This is a genomic window from Providencia sp. 2023EL-00965 (assembly GCF_033550225.1).
Lineage (GTDB): Bacteria > Pseudomonadota > Gammaproteobacteria > Enterobacterales > Enterobacteriaceae > Providencia > Providencia manganoxydans.
The window spans coordinates 144,400-164,441 of the sequence record NZ_JAWUEH010000002.1 but is presented as its reverse complement, the minus strand read 5'-3'; the positions used below and the strand labels follow the sequence as shown (position 1 = coordinate 164,441).

Below are 20,042 nucleotides of genomic sequence, written 5' to 3'. Positions count from 1 at the left end.
TATATAATACCTAAAATATTAAAAGCGTTTTTCTAATTTAAACTCAACTTCATTCTGTGAATAAGAATACAGTGCATCAATATTGCTATGGTTTTTCCTGAATTTATAAGATAATGATGGTGTTAAAGTAAATAAACTATACTTTGGAGCACTTAACTTTATAAAATAGAGCTGTTCATTATCATCTCTAATTTGACGACTTAATGCATACTGAGGTTGCTCAAAATGCGTTTTTTTATAGCTCGCCATACCTAAAAAATTAAAACCTTGTGAGAAACTTTTAAATACACCGACTCTAATACCATACTGTTTATAACTATCACTTTGATACCGTTTATTTCGCATTACGCCATCAACCCCACCAAAAAATATTATATCGGGTGAAAATGCATAAATATTAGTTAAATAAAACGTGCTCTTATTACCATTACTACTTTGATACATAGAGCGGTAGTTTAATTTTTTATAATCAACGATAGCACTGACCGAAAATTTTGGTGTGAAGTGATACGCCACGTCTATACTCGCCCCAAATCCATAATATCGCTGCTGATCACCAATAAACTTAAATTCAATAGTAGGTCCAAAGGCAAAGGTTTTTATACCATCTTGATATTGATAATAGGATTTTGTATTTATTATATTCTCATTGTATTGAGACGCTTTTTCATACTTGTATCCATATGTATAAGCCTTAAATAGCGCATTATGATGGCGATACAAAGGAACTTGTTTCTCAATATTCGCCTCGTAGATAAATTTTTGTCCTTTAGTGGCTTCTCCTACGCCATAACAGACCTCTTTTACCTCACTACGATAACAATCTCTTCGATGATCACCCGGCACTTGGTTAATATTTGAGTTATAACCATAACCTAACGAGATACTCCCCCGCCACGCTGTTCTTTTTTTCAAGGCTTTGGTGAATTGAGCAATATTGTCTAATACATGCTTCGGTAATTGTTGAGCATACTTATCTAAAACACGATTAAATTGTACTATAGCCTCTTTATTCTGTTGGCTCTCATAATATACGCGAGCTAATTCGAGCTCGACACGTAGGAAATCAGAATTTTTTTGTAAAATTTGCTGATAATAATTGATTGCTTTTTGATAATTTTTATTTTGATGGGAAATTTTAGCATTCGCATATTTCACCAATAAATCATCATGACCAGTTAATTTTTGATAAGAAGACAATAGCTGATTCACATCATTATATTGTTCCCTAGCTAAAGCAATATAAATAGCCTCCCCTATATCATGGACGTTATTATTTATTTTATAGTTCTCCCCATCAAAGTTAACTATCAACTCATCATCAAGGGTTATCTTTATTTCTTTATCTTTAGATAATTTTTCATTCACATTGACTTTATCTACTAATAATCTTTGATAATCATTAGTGTCATCACTATGAGAAATAACAAAGCCACTGTAAAAAATCGATAATAATATAATCAAACGAAATATCGTCATAACATACAACCAATTGATTAACAAAGTAGTAATAGGTGGAATATTAATTCCACCTATTCAAGTTAGCTATTGTGCTTTAGAACCACCAAATGCAACATCTTTAATATGTTCACTTTCGAAAGATACTACCCCAGCTACCTCTGTTGCATCAGCGCCAAAAAAGTGACCATAACTATGCCCTTCAATTGATTCATTAGCGGTCGCAGTCCCATTAAATTGATATTGTTCTTGCTCTAAAATGTCCCCACTCATAGTGATATTCAATTCCTGACCACTCAGTGAGCCAGTATATTCTTTAGTATCAAAATCCGCATTAAATGTGCCACTTAATTTACCTGAGCTATCAAACTGGTTAATACCAGCGATGGTATACTCAACTTGCCCTGAATTAGGCAGAGATTCGGTAACATCTTTACCCGAATAGAATGCGGTATGCGTTGCATCACCATCAATACCGGTTTTAGACCAATCACCAAAATAAACTTCGGCATTCGCAACCTGAGTAAAATTAAATTTTCCGGTATTAGCAGAGTGCGCGCTCGTTGATGCAGCTAATTCATATACGCCATGTTCATTTTCAGTCGCTCGCGCTTTAAAACTTGCAAAACTAATTCTGGTACCAAAAAATATTGGTTGTAAACCGATCCCCGGATCACCGAGTGCGCCTGCATGTGACCCGCGAGCGTATTGGGTGTCGCCAACGGTCACTTCAACACCATCCACACCATATTTTTGGCTTTGAGCGGAAATAGTTGTAGCACTAGCACTAAAAACAGAAGTCGATAAAGCAATCGTGAGTACTGCTAATGATAGGTTTTTCATAAGGCTCCTTGTCAAATGACTGTTAACTTAATGGTAAATATAACTATCCAAAACAACTTAAAAGCATTAGTCGCAATGCTTGGTAAGCAGTATATAGAATTCGCCTTAGCGCTCAAATGGTAATGATTATTATTAGCATTGATAATCAATTCAAAAGAAACTTTAATTTAACGCTATCAAAATAAATCGGATTAAATTTAAATTAATAAAAAACAACCCATTATAAATATATATCGAACACACAAAATAAGTAGCAAGTATTGTTTAATTAACGTTATTTACAAAATAAATAGTGTTTAACTTTTTCCTTGTAATCTTTCATGTAATAACATCATTAAAAATATTAATTTTTATTGTTTATTTGCAACCTAGATCACTCTTTTTGAATAAAGAAACTAATAGCTTACTTTATGCATTAATATCGACATCCTAAATAATTCGAGCTACCGATAGATAGCAAACTAACTCATCGCTATAGAATTAAAAAATAATAAGATTAATTCGAAAGCATAGAGGTGCTATACCTCAATACAAGGCGCTGCCCTAGCAGTATCACGAGTGTAAATTAAGTTAAATTCATTCACCTCACATTGACCTTCCCCCTAGGGGAAGCTTTATGGTTATTGCAATTCAACCAGTCATGAACAAGGAAATTATCATGAAAAAATTGCTCCCTCTTGCTGCTCTCATTGCAAGCACGTTTTCATTTACAACTTTTGCTGATACAACCCATTCCATGCATATGTCTCCACCAGCAACTAATGAAATGCAAAAAGAGCTGAATCAATCAATGGATAAAATGCATTCAGAGATGGCTAACAGTATGAATGAGCAAAATGCAGATATCGCGTTCGCACAAGGGATGATCGCCCATCATTTAGGCGCAATTGATATGGCTAAGATTGAACTTAAATATGGCACAGATCCTGAAATGAGAAAACTAGCAGAAGAGATTATTAATGCTCAAGGCCCTGAAATAGAACAAATGCAAAAATGGTTAGAAAAGAATAAAAAATAATTCCATGTGTGAGTCTGTAAAATTAGAGGCTAACCTCTTTATAATCTAAATAATTCGAGTTGCAGGTAGGCAAGGAAGCATAGATAAACGCTATGACTCAATGGGCGTCGCCTAGTCATTTATACCTTAACGAAAAAACCTGCAACTTGAAGTATGAAGACTAGATGCTCAGGCTAAATTCACCGCAAATGGGTCATGACTCGCATCATCATTCCACACATATTCCATGCTCTTGATAATGGTTGAAGCTTGCTGTAAGCCATAGAAATCACTGACCACCTGTAATGACATATCAATACCTGCGCTTACTCCAGAAGATGTATAAAACTTGTCATCTTTCACCCAACGCGCTTTCGGCTGCCAATTAACATTATTGTTAATCGAAGTTACCCATTCAAAAGCTAATTTATTGCTTGTAGCACTAAAGTCATTCAATAAATTTGTTGCCGCCAATAGCGCTGAACCAGTACAAACTGTCATACAGTATGAGGTGTATTCAACTTGTTGTTTCAACCAATAAATATACTCTTTATCTATTGCCAAAGGCCGAGTCCCTTGCCCTCCTGGGATCAACAAATATTTATATTGAGGATTGGTGACTTTCTCAGTTTCGATAGCCACTCCCTGCGAACTGGTTTTTTTGTTACCTTCAGGCGAAATAAATTTCACCTTACAGTCTGGTAATCGGCCAAAAACTTCAACTGGCCCCATCACATCTAAGGTTTCAAAACCATCGAATAAGACAATGGCTAAAGTTTCTATGTTCATCAAACACCTCACTTACCAACTGATACGATAAATAATTCGAAGTTCAATTCTGTAATGAAAACAAGTAAACACAGATACGATACTGTAACGCAAGCGCTAGAACTTGAAATATAATGAATATAGATAACGATATTATTGTTGCTGGAGATAATGCTTATTCAACCACAAGATGAAATGTTCTAATTTAGATATAAATATATTCGTGTTATCTTGAGGTTGATAGCTTTCTTGCAAAAAATAGTGAATTTGCTCCTTACATTCAGGAAAAAGAGCCATAACGCGTTCAGCATGCTCATTTAAACTTTCCGGCCAACTAGTATCATTATTATCACGTAAGATATTCGTTGAACGCAGTAATTTTCTGGCAGCTGCACGCTGTATTAATCTTCGTTTGTTCGCATCTGCCGTATTTTTTAATTCATCAATATACTGTGTTAGCACGTCAACAAAATCGCCATTAACCGCAATAGCAATGTCTTTGGAAGGTAAAAAAGGGGCAAAACGTAGACTTAAATCGTCACCAAACACACAGCGACAATGGTGCTTTAGCCAATACCCCCAACTAAACTGATTACATTCATCAATAACATCCGCCAGTATGCCAATATCAAAATCAATTTTACTGACAATATCATGCGTTTTTTCTAAATATGAGTGCGCCTCATTTAATTGTCTCTGTTCAGTTTCATTAAGTTTTTGAGTAAGAATTAGGCATAGATCCAGATCTGAGCGATACTGAACTGCTTGCCCTTTTGCGACACTACCATAGACATATATGCTATGTAATCGATTATTCAAACTAAGTTTAAGATGGGCGATGGCATCGTCAATCACTTGCTTAAATTGTGCTTGATACTCAACTGGAGCTAACGTTGTTATCCTATCTTGTCGGTCTATAGCCATGATAGCCTGTATTGTTTTTCAGCAATATGAGAATGCAATTATACGGATAAAGCCATTGTAGCTTATAAATTACAGATAAAAAGTAGTACGTTAGGTCTTTTATAAGAGGAGAAAACCATGAGATTTATAGCAATTGACCATGTTCATATTTATGTTGATGACCTTGATGAAGCCATTCAGTGGTATAAAAATATACTCTCTTTTGAAATAACCCCACGTTTTAAATTTTGGTTTGAGCAAGGCGGCCCTTTAGTAATCAACAATGGTGATGCTTATTTATCTCTATTTAAAAGAACAACGCAAAATAGAGGAAACACAGTAGCATTTAGTGTTGATAGAACCAGCTTCTTGCAGTTCAAAGAGCATCTAACAAGTTGTAATGTTCCAATTTCAGTTATCGACCACGAGGTCTCTTTATCAGTCTACTTCACCGATCCCTACGATAATAAATATGAAATTACAACTTACGACTATTTTGAGTTGTAGTATTAAAATATTTTAAGCTGCTTATATGGCAGTGAACTTGGGGCTCTATCTCTCAGCTTCCCTATACTTTTCTAAGCTGCCTATACGGCAGTGAACGGGGAAAACAATGTTCATTTCCATACGGTTAGTTTTCTAAGCTGCCTATACGGCAGTGAACAGTCAACTAAATAATTGGCAGATTAATCAATTTTTCTAAGCTGCCTATACGGCAGTGAACGGAATATTGCTATTTCATCGAGAGATAAATTGTTTCTAAGCTGCCTATACGGCAGTGAACTAAGCTAAGGGAGTCTATAGATATTCCGGAATTTTCTAAGCTGCCTATACGGCAGTGAACGTTGAGCCTTATATAGAAAGACTGCTTAATAATTTTCTAAGCTGCCTATACGGCAGTGAACTATAGACTACCATAAAAAATAATTTCGATAACATTAAGTTATCTCAAAATAGCCAAAAATACCTTATTTTATTATCGTTTATTTAACTCATTGTTTTAAATAACTATTTTTTAGCTTAAAAAATAGAAGGTAAACAATCATAAGCCCATAGGTGCATGAAAGCTAATAATCAAAATTTGAAAATAAGAGAATCAGCAATAGTGACTCCATAGAAAAAATTAAAAGATCTTAAGGAGAAAAACTAACATTACTGGCGATGCCAGAAGAATACCACTTGTCGGCTGAAAATCACGAAAGCTCACAAGGTACTCGGAACTAAAACAGGAGTTCTTACAATTATTTTTAGAAGCAATAACAGCGACTGTGACACCAATAATAGCACCAGTGATAACACCGTAATTAATATCGCCAACCACCATCGACAATAGCGCCGATAGTGATATTTGGCATAATAGAGCCTTGTGTAGATAAAGAAAAAGACCGCACTATAATCTGACCGCTTGAATGAATAGCCGATATAGCTAAGCCAGACAAATTTGTGCTAATAAGACTTTATAGCTACAGGATATTTTAAACTCTTTGGGAGTTCCGGAGAGTTGGAATTAATCCCCGCTTTGTAGGCTAACGATATGAAACGCTACTCACTCCTTCGAATTATAAGGAATTAGAATCCATCACTTCTAAATAAGAAAAGCCTCACCAAAGTGAAGCTTTTCCTTCGCTTAGGATAATGAAATACAAAATCCCCATCATTGATATGAGGCTGTTTATTTCCACTAAAGAGCTCAGTGATTATTTTCTATTATTTAACAGCCCGCAATCCATGCTCCTATCTGAGCGCCTAAGCATGCCCCCATTGAACCACTCCCTATTCCCCCGTAACCCGAGTTACAATTATCAAGAATAGCTTGATGATAAGCTTCGCACTTACCATCATCTGCATAACTATTAAATGCCAATATCTGTAGTATTAGTGCTGATGCAATAACTATTTTTTTCATGATGTTTATCCTATGTTAATACTTATGTTATTTTCAACATAGAAAACCAACCACTGAGCAATACAAACATAGCCATCAAAAGGCAAATAAACAATATTAAATTTCACACAATGGTAATAACCATATTTTAAATGTGACTAAACCTACAAAAATCAAGATTAATCACTGTCTATAATTAATGAAAATCAATTGATTGAATGAAAGTCAGTATAAAAAGCAAAAAACTCCGCTGATCTAGCGAAACTCTGGATTGATTTAATGCGACTAGGTATAGAATATCAATTATTAGAAGGTAATAAGGTAATTTCGTCTCCCCTCTAACATTTATCCAGTTGAAATATTGATGAATATAAATTAGCACCCTTCCTAACCTCACAAAATAAAACAAGTAGATAAACATCAAAAAAACATAACCACCTCACTAATTACTTTAGGAAGCCCTAGCTAAAAGTAGTAAAAATAATGGTTATTACTGGTTTAACGTTCCCAGACCAATGGATTATGCCTTGCAAAGCAAGGTTTAAGTGAATGGAATTGGAACTATTATGAGTAGCCCCCCATCAAAGTTTGACTTCGTTATATGTAAACAGCATCTTTATAATGGAGAAAAACTTCGAAAATTAGCTCATGTTAGACTTAAATTAAAAGAACAAAGTATCTCTGACGATTTATTCCCAACTACTCCATGACTAAATTAACGCGATAAATATAGCCTAGCTAATATTTCATTGTTAATATCAGCCCTTCATAATAAATTAAAAATCCAGCATAGTGGCTCTATGATTAGTTATCGTGTTCATTGTCAATATGCAGCAAAGAATAACAATGCGGCCATAGCTAAACTAGATGACGTTTATTAATAAAAATGAGAATTTTACATCGTTCTTAATTATAAATAAATCATCGATAAATATAATTTCATTTTATGAACATCTTATATGTAGCATCTTTATCATATTTACTTACACTTTAATTTTCATAAATATAATTAATCGACTATTCTTAATTAAGAATTTCATCATTACTAAATCTTACATTTAAACAGCATATGATTTATTTAAGTAGATTTATCATTCAAAAACTAAGTGAGGATTTAATGAAATATTATCTATTACTGTTTTTCATTACCGCATCAATAACAGGGTGTGCCACATTTTCGTCTTAACATAAACTATCTTCCGAGGTTCACATGGCTCGTTTGAAAACTATACTGTTCTTTACCTGTATTTTAATTCTAACAGGATGTACCACTTTTTATTATAGGTGATAGCATGAGATCCCTAAGTATTATATTTTTTCCTTTTTTATTAAGTGGCTGTATCACTATTAATGGTCCTGTAAAAAATGGGAGTGGAACAGATCAACCTTCTGCAACTGCAACATCCGCGGTGACAACAACAGAAACAACGACAACGATAGGTAATCGCCATCCAGATGAAATATTCATCGCTGTTACCAATTTTTATACAACAAAAGGGCTTACTCCTATAATCCAAAATAAGGATGTCGGTATTATTGCTACCAGTGGAGATAACTTAGATATTGCGGGAGAGTACCTTGATTGTGATAGCGCAGGAAAAGGTCAAAATATGCAAGAAAATTATCGAATAGTCACCCAAGTGTGGAGTTCTGGAGAGGGTACAAATGTATCCATACAAGTAAACGGTATATATCAGTTAGTCACTCCCGATGGAAATGACAAAGTAAAACCCACCGCGTGTAAATCTAGTGGTGCATTTGAAAGCGCGCTCCTGCAAATTTTAACGCCGTCGTAATGGAAAATATCAAAATCTTCCATTTTTATAATGCGTAATAAAAAGTCTTTGTATATTGAACCATTAAATAATCAGTTAACCACTTTGCTCTACCGGTGGTTAACTGATACCCACTTAGAAAATCATTCTGTATTGTCAATCAATAATCTCATTAAAATCCGTAAACTCTAAAAATTAAAACGATTAAATCAATATAAAATTATTATTTTACCTTATTCATAAAGAAATGATATTGTAAGACTTTTAATACTGTTTCGTTTACAAACATCATTTTAAGAGAATCTATTAATGGCTTCGATACAATTAACAAAACCACAACTTATAAAAATAGCTGAAGAGATAGGCGCTGTTTTTACAAATAAAGATTCATCCTCCTCCAATCAACAATATCAAATAGAAGAAAAAGCCACGGTTTATACTCCAGAGGGGGAGTACTATGGTATGGTTTTATATACCTTTACTACTAATGAAATATTGGAAATGGCTACAACATTACTTGAGTTTGATAATGAGCCCTATATTCGAGCAGCAAAGCGCAAAGCTCAAATGAATACAAATCAGGATGTTTATAATAATTACGTCAAGCCTGAGATTAAGCCATTAACGAATAAATATAGTCACTACACTGACTTTCAAATAAATGTCGCTTGTGTATTTCGCCGCAATGGGCCTGAGTACGGCTATAATGTCGATAAACTAGAAGTCTATGATATGTTAGGAGAACCATTTGACCTAATTAAGGATACTGAAGAAGCTCTCAGTTTGATGGGAGACTGCGAAATGACAATCAAAAAACTATATCACCAAAACATTTGGGAAGTGCGTTCAACTGAAGGCGATATTGTACACCATCCCGTTCTTAATAGAGCTATAGCTGAATGTTTTTTACTCTATACTGACCATATGCATGATGACTGGCCTAATGATGCTGAAGATTTGTATTTGTAATAATGTTAATATATAAATTTCCAAGGTGGTAAAAGAATAGCTCTATTAATAATGTTTATTTCAAATATTAGCCATATAGAGCATAAAAAACATTAACAATATCGTTTTAAAAAGGAATTACAATTATGTTTAAAATAAAAACCATGACAAAAAAACAAATAAAATAACCAAGAAGGATAATAATCATTAATATTTATATCCTAATTTTTTTGATAGCACTATATAATATATAGTAGTATGGAAAACGGTTTCTATATTATTTATCATTAAGCTACCAGCAAAGCAATTTGCATCTATAATCAAGTTAGCTATTTTATACCCTAAGCTGTACATGCTAGCTTGATAACATTACTGAAGCTAATTTACGATTCACCACTTGATATAGTAACATTAATCTGATCATCAACATCACCCTATTTTCTTATTATACTTTCGATGAGTATTCCAACAAAAAGTTAGTAGCTCTATTCACCTTTTGACTTACCACTGTCAGCTTGCCCTAAAATAAGACAGCTATAATTAGTATTTCACCCGCAAAATTGCCATCGTTCCAGCAGTCGGAAGACAGAAAAATCAGGGGGAAAATAAAATCTAGTTAAAATATACAGTGAAGTGTGATTTGGAGCACAAAAATAGCGACCTTAAAGGTCGCTATTTTCTTTCCCTACCCCGTTGTAATTCAACGCAGTTTTTATTTGGTGCCCAAGTCGGGACTTGAATCCGCACAGCCTAAAAGCCTAGGGATTTTAAATATTTAATAACATTTAATGAAATCAATAATCTATTGATTTATATTGATAATGTTTTATTAAATGCTTATTAAAATAAAGCCATATAAAAATCCATCGCCAATATTTCTCAATAAAATTATAACCAAACTATGATGGCTAATTTCTTTCCATTAAAGTATCTAAATGCTTTTTGAAATTTATTTGTATTAACTTTCTTGCATCACTAGTACCTTCTTTCGCTACATAAGAATCAATAGCTTCATCAAGAAAATCTATAAGATACGATAGCTCAGCCTCTCTGTCATTCCATTTCATATAAATAATATAATAATATTTTTGCTCTAAACTATTTGATTTTTCATTTTGGGCATATTCATTTATTACATTATAATATATTGAAATCAACTCAGGAATATCTTCTATATTAAAATTATTAACAAATAAATCATCATAATATTTAGTGAATATTAATTTTTTGTGATTAGATGATTTATCTGGCCCAATTTTAACTGCTGTTAATATCTGCCCAAGTTTTTCCATACTTATTTTATATTTTATATCTTTAATATCCACATCACTATATCCTACATCACCACTTTTTCTAGAATAGATTATACTATATTCTTTTAAATATTTTTCTAATTCTATTTGTTCCGAGCTTAATGATTTTAAATCTCTGGGTGATATAGAATTTTGGCTATTTGTATATTCAGCTATTTTATTTGTTGAGTTATTTTCTTTTTTAGAATGAAAAATTCTAACTAAAACCTCACTATCACATAAATATTCCGATATGTTTTTATCATCTTGCTTGTTAAAATTATGAATAGTTCTTAGTGTTTGGCCACCATTAATTATTTGAAAGTCATTTAATTTTATTTTTTGTTTTTTATTACCATTTACACCTTCTACATCTATTGATTCGGCAATTATAGTAATACCATTATTATACATAAAAAATTTTTCTGGAGTTTCCCTTAATGATTTTAATATATTATCATTGAATTTTGATTTCAAAACAAAACCACGTACATTGTCAAATAAAACGCTATATTCTAAGTCAGCTTTTGCTAGTTTTGATAAGTCCTCTAATGAATAATCCTCTCTTAATTGAGAGTCATTACAAGTGATTCTAACGATATCACTACTTTTTAACCTAGCTATATAAGATTTATTTGAGTTTAGTTCATGTTCCTCATATGACATTAGAGCATTTGAGTCTAAGATCAATGCTGAATTAATTGGTTTGGGTCTTATTGATAAGATACTAGATATATATGGCAAACCAATTGGAATAACATCTAAATCATACATTTCCTGCATATTTTTTATATGTTCATTATTAGTATTAATCTCATTATTATCATTACTAACTACATAAAGATTCATTTTCCAAACATCATTACTATTTAGATTATTTATTATATCACAAACTAGTTTATTATATTTTTTATTTTTAAAGGAATCAGTATTACCGCTCATTAATGCATTTATAAATTTACTGCTCACAATAACATCATTTTCTTTTTGAGAAGAGTTAGGTTTGTAATTTTCTCTATATTTAAAATTACATAAATTTATTGTTCTATCCTCTTCATTAATATAAATAGCATCAATACCATAGTCATCAAATCTATCATTAAAAATGATTTTATTAAAATCAGTATCCGTTATACATTCAACCAAATCAATTGAATCTGCACCATCACTAATAAAATCTAAAAAAAACAAATAAAAACCAAACCTATATCTATTAGCATCTGTAATTTTATCTACATCCAAATTTAAAATATTATTTAATATTTCAAACTGTTTATAACATTTTTTATTTAGTATTTTGTAATCATTAATACTTGCCATATTAAGTATCTCCCAATAATTTATATTAAGATGTTAACTTATCAAATGGATTCAAACTCACAGCGGCATCTAAATGATCTGGTGCGAAGTATGCGTATCGCATTGTCATTATGATGGTGCTGTGACCTAATATTTGCTGTAGTACTAAAATATTGCCGCCGTTCATCATGAAATGACTGGCGAAAGTATGCCGTAAAACGTGAGTTCTTTGGCCCTTAGGTAGATCAAGGCCGACTTTTTTTAATGCGCCTTCAAATGCATCGTAACAGCCAGAAAATAGCTTTCCGCGCCGTTTAGGTAGTAATTCAAATAGTTTTTGTGAAATTGGTACTGTGCGGTTTTTATTGCCTTTAGTCTGTGTGAATGTCACCTTGCAAGGCATGACTTGTGACTGGCTTAATGACTCAGCCTCACACCATCTTGCACCGGTTGCAAGGCAAATTCGAACCACATTACCGAGGTCTTTATTTCGAGATTCATCGCAAGCATGCAGTAAACGCTTAATATCTTCTTGGTATAAGAATGCGAGCTCTTGGTCACCCTCTTGAAATTGCCTAACGCCATCAAGAGGATTATCACCTTCCCATTCTCCAAGACGCTTTAATTCTGCGAATACGGCATGTAAATATGATTGCTCACGATTAACCGTTGCTTGTTTCGGAGCAGCTTTGCCTTTCGCATTCCACTTCCTCTTTAAACGATTTTCACAACATGCAGCAAACATATTTTTATCGAGTTCAGTAATGTAAGGAACATCTAAACACCAGCAAACAGCATCTAATTTAGATTTTCGAATTTTATCCGATCTTGCTAATTGATCCATTGAAGCAGTCATTACACAAACTATATTTGTATCGTAATCCATAACAAATATGCCGCCTATTTATATCCATAACTATACTTTGTCACACATAAATCCCCGCTTATCGCCATAGTCTTTCTCACTAATAGCCTTTCATGGCACTATTCGTAGTATTTTCGAAAAATAAATCTCCTCAATAGTGCTTTATCATGTTACCAATCGTTTGTAGTTTAATCGCACTCTTTCACTCATAGAGCAGTAATTTTAACTCAACTTCTGCTATATTTATAGGAGCAGTTTTATATCAGTTAATATGAATTGTATATTAGATAGCAATGCTAATGTAGCAGGCTCGGAAACTATTTCTTCGTATCGTTAATATTTCCCATATTCTTATATGAACAGCAAAGACAGTTGAAATCCACCTATCGTTATAGGATTAATTTATACTCAACATAACTTGTATAAATGCTTATATGGAACCTAATATAACATTGTGAAATAATAAAAATATTGTAAAACTATCCCCCACTTTTTTGGAGGATCACAAAATGTCAATTCTTATTCGTTTTTTCGAAAATAGAAATACTAAATACTCAATATTTAAAAATATTCGAACTCATTTAATTAACACTGTCTTACACTGTGAGTATGACTTTTTTATCCGCGAAATAAATATAGAAAAATAATTATTTATCAATCAGATATTGAGAAACTACTTAAACGTTAACAATAAATTCAACAAAAATAGATTTTAATTTATGGCTTTCTAAGCCACTTACCAAAAGTGAAATCGGGTGTGAGCCGTAAACTTACAAACTAACTTTTCTAAACTGCCTATACGGCAGTGAACTCTCCGAGGAAAGATTGGCTATTTGTCAATATTTTCTAAGCTGCCTATACGGCAGTGAACAGGCAGAAAGCAAATTCAAGACCTCGCATTGCTTTCTAAGCTGCCTATACGGCAGTGAACAAGAGCCAGACAATGAACAGCAGGCACTTGACTTTTCTAAGCTGCCTATACGGCAGTGAACAAGACTTGGGTCGGTTGTGGTGGCATATGCAATTTCTAAGCTGCCTATACGGCAGTGAACTTACCGTCACTATCTAGCAATTGTACATCTACTTTCTAAGCTGCCTATACGGCAGTGAACCCCCTTTATTATTGAGTTCCCGCTTTTGCTCTTTTCTAAGCTGCCTATACGGCAGTGAACTCATCAAGATAAACATCAGCAGCGGATTGGAGTTTCTAAGCTGCCTATACGGCAGTGAACTGTATGTTTGCGCAGTATTATCATTAGATATATTTCTAAGCTGCCTATACGGCAGTGAACGATTGCTGGCAAACACCTCAGTGGCTATTTGATTTCTAAGCTGCCTATACGGCAGTGAACTTCCCCCTTCGCAGACCAGTAGCCAATGCAAATTTCTAAGCTGCCTATACGGCAGTGAACTGAATGAGGGCTTCGAGTTTCCAGACATAGATTTTCTAAGCTGCCTATACGGCAGTGAACGGTAAATATGGTAAGCATCATCATATTTAGTTTTTCTAAGCTGCCTATACGGCAGTGAACTTAAGACTACTTAATGGCTGTAACGCACGTAGTTTCTAAGCTGCCTATACGGCAGTGAACTATAGACTACCATAAAAAATAATCTTGATAACAATAAGTTATCTCAAAATAGTCAAAAATACCTTATTTCCCTACTCTTTATTTAACTTATTGTTTTAAATAACTATTTTTCATCTTGAAAAATAGAAGGTAAAAATACATAAGATCATAGGTACATGAAGAGTAATATTTTAATTTGATAGCAAGTAAAGAGTGCGTCAGTTGTCACTGAATAAAAAATAATAACTAAAAACTTTGAATGTAAAATTCACATTCAGATTTGATATATGAAAGAATGATGAAGCTTGAATACTGTAATGATGAACAGTGCCGCCATTCTGCTGCCACTTTTGATTTTCAGTAACAAATTCCAGATGCAAAAAAGCCACCTTGAAGGTGGCTTTTTCTTTCCCTAACCCGTTGTAATTCAACGCGGTTTTTATTTGGTGCCCAGGGCGGGACTTGAACCCGCACAGCCTAAAGGCCGAGGGATTTTAAATCCCTTGTGTCTACCGATTTCACCACCTGGGCTAAATTTTTGGAGGCGCGTCCCGGAGTCGAACCGAGCTACACGGATTTGCAATCCGGTGCATAACCGCTTTGCTAACGCGCCTTCTTGTTCAATCTCACCGTTGAGATTGGAGCGGGAAACGAGACTCGAACTCGCGACCCCGACCTTGGCAAGGTCGTGCTCTACCAACTGAGCTATTCCCGCCTTAAACTATCTTTTTCAAACTGGCTGATTTACTTATTTTTTTTCGTAAACCTCGTTGCCGTTCGATGCGTTGCATTCTACTGATTTCACATTTTGAGTCAACACAATTATTTAAAAAAATCACTTAAATCTGTTCGTTCGCTGTTTTTTCAATCATTTCGATCAAGCTTCGCTCAAATCTGCCCATGCAGCCCTCAAATATTGATACATTGACCAGAATGTTAAGATGGCGGCAATGTACAATAATGCGATCGCAAGATTCTCAATCAGTAAATTTGGGCGCCATAACAAACCAACTAATGACATCATTTGAGCCGTCGTTTTAAATTTGCCAATCCAAGAAACAGCTACACTGCTTCTTTTGCCTATTTCGGCCATCCACTCTCTCAGTGATGAAATGATAATTTCGCGGGCTATCATTGTTGCAGCAGGTAAAGTCACATACCAAACATCAAAGCTTTCGGTCACCAACACTAATGCGGTCGCCACCATAACTTTATCGGCGACAGGATCAAGAAATGCCCCAAACTTCGTCGTTTGCTTCCAGAGCCTTGCCAGATAGCCGTCAAACCAGTCTGTGACCGCAGCGACAACAAAAATCAATGCGCACACGAAAGGCCCCCAGCTTACTGGTAAATAGAAAGCCAGCACAAAGAATGGTATCAAGATGACGCGAAACAAGGTCAACCACGTAGGAATATTTAATTTCATCATACTTAGTAACTTTTTGACCAAAATGGATTTTATAAGTATGGTGCCCTAAGACACCTAGTGTTTCAATGCATTATAAATCTTTTCTGCTAGCGCGTATGAGATCGAGGGCACTTTTGCAATCTCTTCTATACTTGCATTTTTTAAAGGCTGTAAGCCGCCCATATATTTTAGCAACATTTGGCGACGCTTTGGCCCTACTCCCTCTATTGATTCTAATGCACTGGTATTTTTAACTTTAGCCCGTCGCTGACGGTGGCCTGTGATCGCATGATTATGCGATTCGTCTCGAATATGTTGGATCACATGTAACGCTGGCGAGTCTGCTGGTAAGGCGATACCTTCCCCCTCAGGTTTAAAAAAGAGTGTCTCTAGGCCTGCTTTACGATCGCTTCCTTTAGCAACGCCAATCAATAAAGGTCGGTTTTTATCCCAATCCACTTCAAGTGAATCAAAAACGTCTTTTGCCTGCCCCAATTGGCCTTTACCACCATCAATAAAAATAATATCAGGCACTTTGCTTTCATCTAGATGTTTACCATAACGGCGTGTTAATACCTGATGCATTGCCGCATAATCATCACCTGGTGTGATGCCAGTGATGTTATAACGCCGATATTCCGCTTTTACTGGCCCGTTTTTATCAAAAACGACACAAGATGCGACCGTTTGCTCCCCCATGGTATGTGAAATATCAAAGCACTCCATACGAGATATTGAATCCAGTTCAACTATTTTGGCTAATGATGCCATACGTTGATGAATGGTTGATTGCTGAGCCAATTTAGTCAGCAATGCCGTGGATGCATTGGTTCGTGCTAATTTTAGATAACGAGCTCTCGCTCCTCGAGGCTGCGTTTGGATTTGGATTTTTCGCCCTGCAACCTGTGATAATGAATCGGCTAATAGTTCTTTTTCAGGTAATGCAAAATCCAATAAAATCTCACCCGGTAATGTCCGGTTTTCACTGCCCTGCAAATAAAATTGTCCAAGAAATGTTTGTACAACTTCTTCTAATAAAGTCCCGGCTGGAATTTTGGGATAGTAGCTGCGACTTCCGAGTACTTTTCCTTGGCGAATAAATAAAACGTGTATACAGGCCAGTCCTGACTCAAAAGCGACACCGATAACATCAAGGTCATCACTATCACCAGAAACATATTGTTGCTCAGTAACCGCCCTTACCGCCTGTATTTGATCACGAAAACGAGCCGCTTCTTCAAAGCGTAGTTCTTGGCTGGCTTTTTCCATTCGTTCAATCAATCCAGTTAACACTTGCTGATCTTTACCGGTTAAGAATAAGCGCACATAATTAACTTGTTGATCGTATTCTTCATCGCTAACTAAGCCTTTAACACAAGGGCCTAAACAACGCCCTATTTGATATTGTAGGCAAGGCCTTGAACGATTTTTATAAACACTGTCTTCACATTGCCTGATTGGAAACAGTTTTTGCATCAGCGCGAGTGTTTCCCTCACAGCATAGGAGTTAGGGAACGGTCCAAAGTATTCCCCCTTTGCATGCTTAGCACCACGATGCATGGATAATCTAGGGTGAGTCTCTTTGCTTAAAAAGATATAAGGGTATGACTTATCATCTCGTAGTAAAACATTATAACGAGGCTGATACAGCTTGATGTAGTTGTGCTCAAGCAGCAAGGCTTCTGTTTCTGTATGAGTAACGGTCACGTCAATAGACGCAATATTTTTTACTAACTGCTCGGTTTTACGACTACTGACAGTGACTCGAAAATAACTGGAAAGGCGTTTTTTAAGATCTTTTGCTTTACCTACATAAATCACCGTTCCCCCAGCGTCATACATACGATAGACACCAGGTTGGTTAGTGACTGTTTTTAAAAAAGCTTTTGGTTCAAACTGTTCTGACACCCTGATACACCTTGTTTGGTTACAATCAACCCATTACTGATAGCGATATGAGTTAATTCTACATCACTACGGATATTAAGTTTACCAAACATTCTATATCGATAGGTATTTACTGTTTTAGGACTCAATGCCAACATCTGGGCGATCTGTTTTATTGAAATGCCTTGGGTAATAAATAGCATAATTTCGAGCTCTCGCGTTGATAATAAATCATATAGATCAGCTTGCTCGTTCTGATCAATACGTTTTAGAGCTATCGTTTGTGCAATATCCGGTGAAATGATTTTGCTGCGAGCATTAACGACTTGTATTGCTTCAACAAGCTCATCTGCATCAATTTTCGCACTTAGAATGCCACGAATACCGATATCAAGCGCCTTCAATAAAAAGGCATAATAGCGGTGAATATTATAGATAATGATCCCTACATCAGGTTGAGTGCGTCTTAGTGTTTGTAATGTTTTTAGTGACTCGAAATGGCAATTATCACTATTAATTAATATAACACTAGCCTTCTGCTGCCGATTCCATGTAATGGCTTGTTCGATAAAAGGGAATGAAGCAACAATACTACATCGTTTATGGCGGTTAAATATTGCCTCAAGTCCACGAATTAAAATATTATTATCATCAATGATTGCTATATTAATCATTTTCCATCCTATACTTTATGACAATTTTATCTCCAAAACTCTTCATAAATAACAAGTTCCGAATATAAAATAAAGTATTTTAAATTAACGATGACCTGATAGATTTAATAATAAACAGATAGATAAACAAATAAAATTAGTTGTTATATATCATTTAACCCATAAATTAAATGACCATGTATAAACATGGTCATTTGATAATTATAAAATTAAAAATAATAAAATTATTTTTGCCCTACTAAACGACAAATGGTTTCAGAAACTAAATAGCTTTTTTCAAACGAGCTGAGTGGTAAAAACTCAAATTTAGAATGAAAATTTAATGCGCCTGTAAAGTAGTTAGGTGTCAAAACACCTCTCGCTGACAGCGCCGAGCCATCTGTGCCGCCACGCATTGGAATAACGTTTGGTTCAACATTTTGGATCTTTAATGCGTCAAAAATTAAATCGATGGCAGTGCGGTCATCCCCCAATGAATCGCTAATATTGCTATATACATCAACAATATTGAATTCAATTTTTGCTTTTGGATGGCGGGCTTTAATCAATTCTACGACTTCGCCGATATAACGCTTACGCGCCTCATAGCTATTACGATCAAAATCACGAATTGCCATTTTAATTTTGGCATTATCTGGATTTGCGATGAGATCAGTCACATAAAAGTAACCTTCGCGATGCTCCGTGTGTTCAGGGGTATCAAAGCGATCAAAGCAGCCAATAAAGTCATGCGCAACGCGGATCGGGTTAACTAACACATTTTTTGCTGACATTGGATGTGCAGTGATCCCTTTAATCGTTATATCAATAGAAGCAGCATTGAAGGTTTCATAAACGACTTCACCTAGCGCGCAGCAATCTATCGTATAAGCGAAGTCGACCTTAAAGCGGGATAAATCCATAATTTTGGAGCCCCGTAGGCCAATTTCCTCATCAGGAACAAAAGCGACATAGATATCACCACAGTCGAAATCAGCATTCTGTAGTTTATCCATTAGCTCCATGACAACCGTAACTGCGGCTTTATTATCAGCGCCAAGTACACTGGTTCCATCACTAAAAATGATCTCTTCTCCTACATAAGGAGCGGCTTCTGGATGCTCTTCAGTTTTAAACCAGACCTCTTCTTGTGCATTCAAACACAGGTCTTTTCCTTCATATTTTAAAGTCTGAGGTTTGATAACTGGGGATAATCCCACATCAACCGTATCCAAATGGGTAACAAAACCAATTTTAGGTGCAGATGGTTTGTTGCCCGGACGGAGTGCATATAGGATCGCATGATCATCAATATAAATATCTTTAAGGCCGTAGCTTTCTAGCTCTTTAGCGAGGAGTTTTGCTAGTTCACGTTGTCCTTCGGTGCTCGGCACAAACGTTGCTGAAGCATCGCTTTGGCTTTCGATAGCAAGATAGCGGAAAAAACGTTGTTCTAGCTGTTTACCTAATTGATTCATTTTCTATTCCTT

At 35.1% G+C, this 20,042-nt stretch carries 14 protein-coding genes, 3 tRNA genes, 1 pseudogene and 2 CRISPR repeat arrays; of the genes and pseudogenes, 4 read left to right on the top strand and 14 right to left on the bottom strand.

The window, feature by feature from the left end; all coding sequences use genetic code 11:
* Nucleotides 1-18: 18 nt before the first annotated feature.
* Nucleotides 19-1,479: a porin family protein gene (locus SC428_RS03530; protein ID WP_318705839.1), complete on the bottom strand. Its 1,461-nt coding sequence runs from the start codon at nucleotides 1,477-1,479 to the stop codon at nucleotides 19-21.
* A gap of 66 nt (nucleotides 1,480-1,545) precedes the next feature.
* Nucleotides 1,546-2,301 (bottom strand): Slam-dependent surface lipoprotein, encoded by a 756-nt coding sequence (locus SC428_RS03525; protein WP_318705838.1) that lies wholly within the window; start codon nucleotides 2,299-2,301, stop codon nucleotides 1,546-1,548.
* A 658-nt stretch (nucleotides 2,302-2,959) separates the two neighbouring features.
* Here SC428_RS03525 and SC428_RS03520 point away from each other — a divergent pair.
* Nucleotides 2,960-3,319, top strand: a complete 360-nt coding sequence (locus SC428_RS03520) for a DUF305 domain-containing protein (protein ID WP_318706158.1) — start codon at nucleotides 2,960-2,962, stop codon at nucleotides 3,317-3,319.
* Nucleotides 3,320-3,487: 168 nt separating this feature from the next.
* Here the strand turns inward: SC428_RS03520 and SC428_RS03515 are convergent, their stop codons facing one another.
* Nucleotides 3,488-4,087, bottom strand: a complete 600-nt coding sequence (locus tag SC428_RS03515; RefSeq protein WP_318705837.1) for a DJ-1/PfpI family protein — start codon at nucleotides 4,085-4,087, stop codon at nucleotides 3,488-3,490.
* Nucleotides 4,088-4,219: 132 nt separating this feature from the next.
* Entirely contained in the window at nucleotides 4,220-4,990 is a 771-nt protein-coding gene (locus SC428_RS03510) for a nucleotidyltransferase domain-containing protein (RefSeq protein ID WP_318705836.1), read from the bottom strand.
* 117 nt (nucleotides 4,991-5,107) lie between these two features.
* On the opposite strand from SC428_RS03510, the gene SC428_RS03505 reads away from it, so the two are divergent.
* Nucleotides 5,108-5,476: a VOC family protein gene (locus SC428_RS03505; protein ID WP_140181405.1), complete on the top strand. Its 369-nt coding sequence runs from the start codon at nucleotides 5,108-5,110 to the stop codon at nucleotides 5,474-5,476.
* 9 nt (nucleotides 5,477-5,485) lie between these two features.
* Nucleotides 5,486-5,874: direct repeats of the CRISPR family, unit length 28 nt; unit sequence TTTCTAAGCTGCCTATACGGCAGTGAAC.
* A gap of 806 nt (nucleotides 5,875-6,680) precedes the next feature.
* Here the strand turns inward: SC428_RS03505 and SC428_RS03500 are convergent.
* Nucleotides 6,681-6,875 carry a hypothetical protein gene (locus SC428_RS03500; protein WP_140181407.1) on the bottom strand — a complete coding sequence of 65 codons (195 nt, stop codon included), beginning with the start codon at nucleotides 6,873-6,875 and terminating at the stop codon, nucleotides 6,681-6,683.
* A 1,271-nt stretch (nucleotides 6,876-8,146) separates the two neighbouring features.
* Between SC428_RS03500 and SC428_RS03495 the strand changes: the two genes are divergently transcribed.
* Both SC428_RS03495 and SC428_RS03490 read left to right on the top strand, forming a co-directional pair.
* The gene (locus SC428_RS03495) at nucleotides 8,147-8,650 is read left to right on the top strand and encodes a hypothetical protein (RefSeq protein ID WP_318705835.1); all 504 of its coding nucleotides are present in this window, start codon (nucleotides 8,147-8,149) and stop codon (nucleotides 8,648-8,650) included.
* 288 nt (nucleotides 8,651-8,938) lie between these two features.
* Nucleotides 8,939-9,598 carry a hypothetical protein gene (locus SC428_RS03490; protein ID WP_318705833.1) on the top strand — a complete coding sequence of 220 codons (660 nt, stop codon included), beginning with the start codon at nucleotides 8,939-8,941 and terminating at the stop codon, nucleotides 9,596-9,598.
* 887 nt (nucleotides 9,599-10,485) lie between these two features.
* Here the strand turns inward: SC428_RS03490 and SC428_RS03485 are convergent.
* The 9 genes and pseudogenes from SC428_RS03485 to pepT all read right to left on the bottom strand — a co-directional run bounded on the left by SC428_RS03485 (nucleotide 10,486) and on the right by pepT (nucleotide 20,030).
* Complete coding sequence (locus tag SC428_RS03485; RefSeq protein WP_318705832.1) at nucleotides 10,486-12,189, bottom strand: AIPR family protein; 1,704 nt, start codon at nucleotides 12,187-12,189, stop codon at nucleotides 10,486-10,488.
* Between the two features lie 25 nt (nucleotides 12,190-12,214).
* Nucleotides 12,215-12,982, bottom strand: a pseudogene (locus SC428_RS03480) (tyrosine-type recombinase/integrase); the annotation flags it as partial.
* A gap of 834 nt (nucleotides 12,983-13,816) precedes the next feature.
* Nucleotides 13,817-14,625: direct repeats of the CRISPR family, unit length 28 nt; unit sequence TTTCTAAGCTGCCTATACGGCAGTGAAC.
* A 423-nt stretch (nucleotides 14,626-15,048) separates the two neighbouring features.
* Nucleotides 15,049-15,135 (bottom strand) — tRNA-Leu (locus SC428_RS03475).
* 8 nt (nucleotides 15,136-15,143) lie between these two features.
* Nucleotides 15,144-15,217: transfer RNA gene (locus tag SC428_RS03470), tRNA-Cys, on the bottom strand.
* A gap of 26 nt (nucleotides 15,218-15,243) precedes the next feature.
* Nucleotides 15,244-15,319 (bottom strand) — tRNA-Gly (locus tag SC428_RS03465).
* Between the two features lie 162 nt (nucleotides 15,320-15,481).
* Nucleotides 15,482-16,030 carry a CDP-diacylglycerol--glycerol-3-phosphate 3-phosphatidyltransferase gene (gene pgsA / locus SC428_RS03460; RefSeq protein WP_140182403.1) on the bottom strand — a complete coding sequence of 183 codons (549 nt, stop codon included), beginning with the start codon at nucleotides 16,028-16,030 and terminating at the stop codon, nucleotides 15,482-15,484.
* A gap of 57 nt (nucleotides 16,031-16,087) precedes the next feature.
* Nucleotides 16,088-17,920: an excinuclease ABC subunit UvrC gene (uvrC, locus tag SC428_RS03455; protein ID WP_283125548.1), complete on the bottom strand. Its 1,833-nt coding sequence runs from the start codon at nucleotides 17,918-17,920 to the stop codon at nucleotides 16,088-16,090.
* On the bottom strand, nucleotides 17,887-18,573 hold the full coding sequence (locus tag SC428_RS03450) for a LuxR C-terminal-related transcriptional regulator (protein ID WP_070926218.1): 687 nt from the start codon (nucleotides 18,571-18,573) through the stop codon (nucleotides 17,887-17,889). The genes uvrC and SC428_RS03450 overlap by 34 nt, the downstream gene beginning before the upstream one ends.
* 224 nt (nucleotides 18,574-18,797) lie before the next feature.
* On the bottom strand, nucleotides 18,798-20,030 hold the full coding sequence (gene pepT, locus SC428_RS03445) for a peptidase T (protein ID WP_070926216.1): 1,233 nt from the start codon (nucleotides 20,028-20,030) through the stop codon (nucleotides 18,798-18,800).
* Nucleotides 20,031-20,042: the final 12 nt, after the last annotated feature.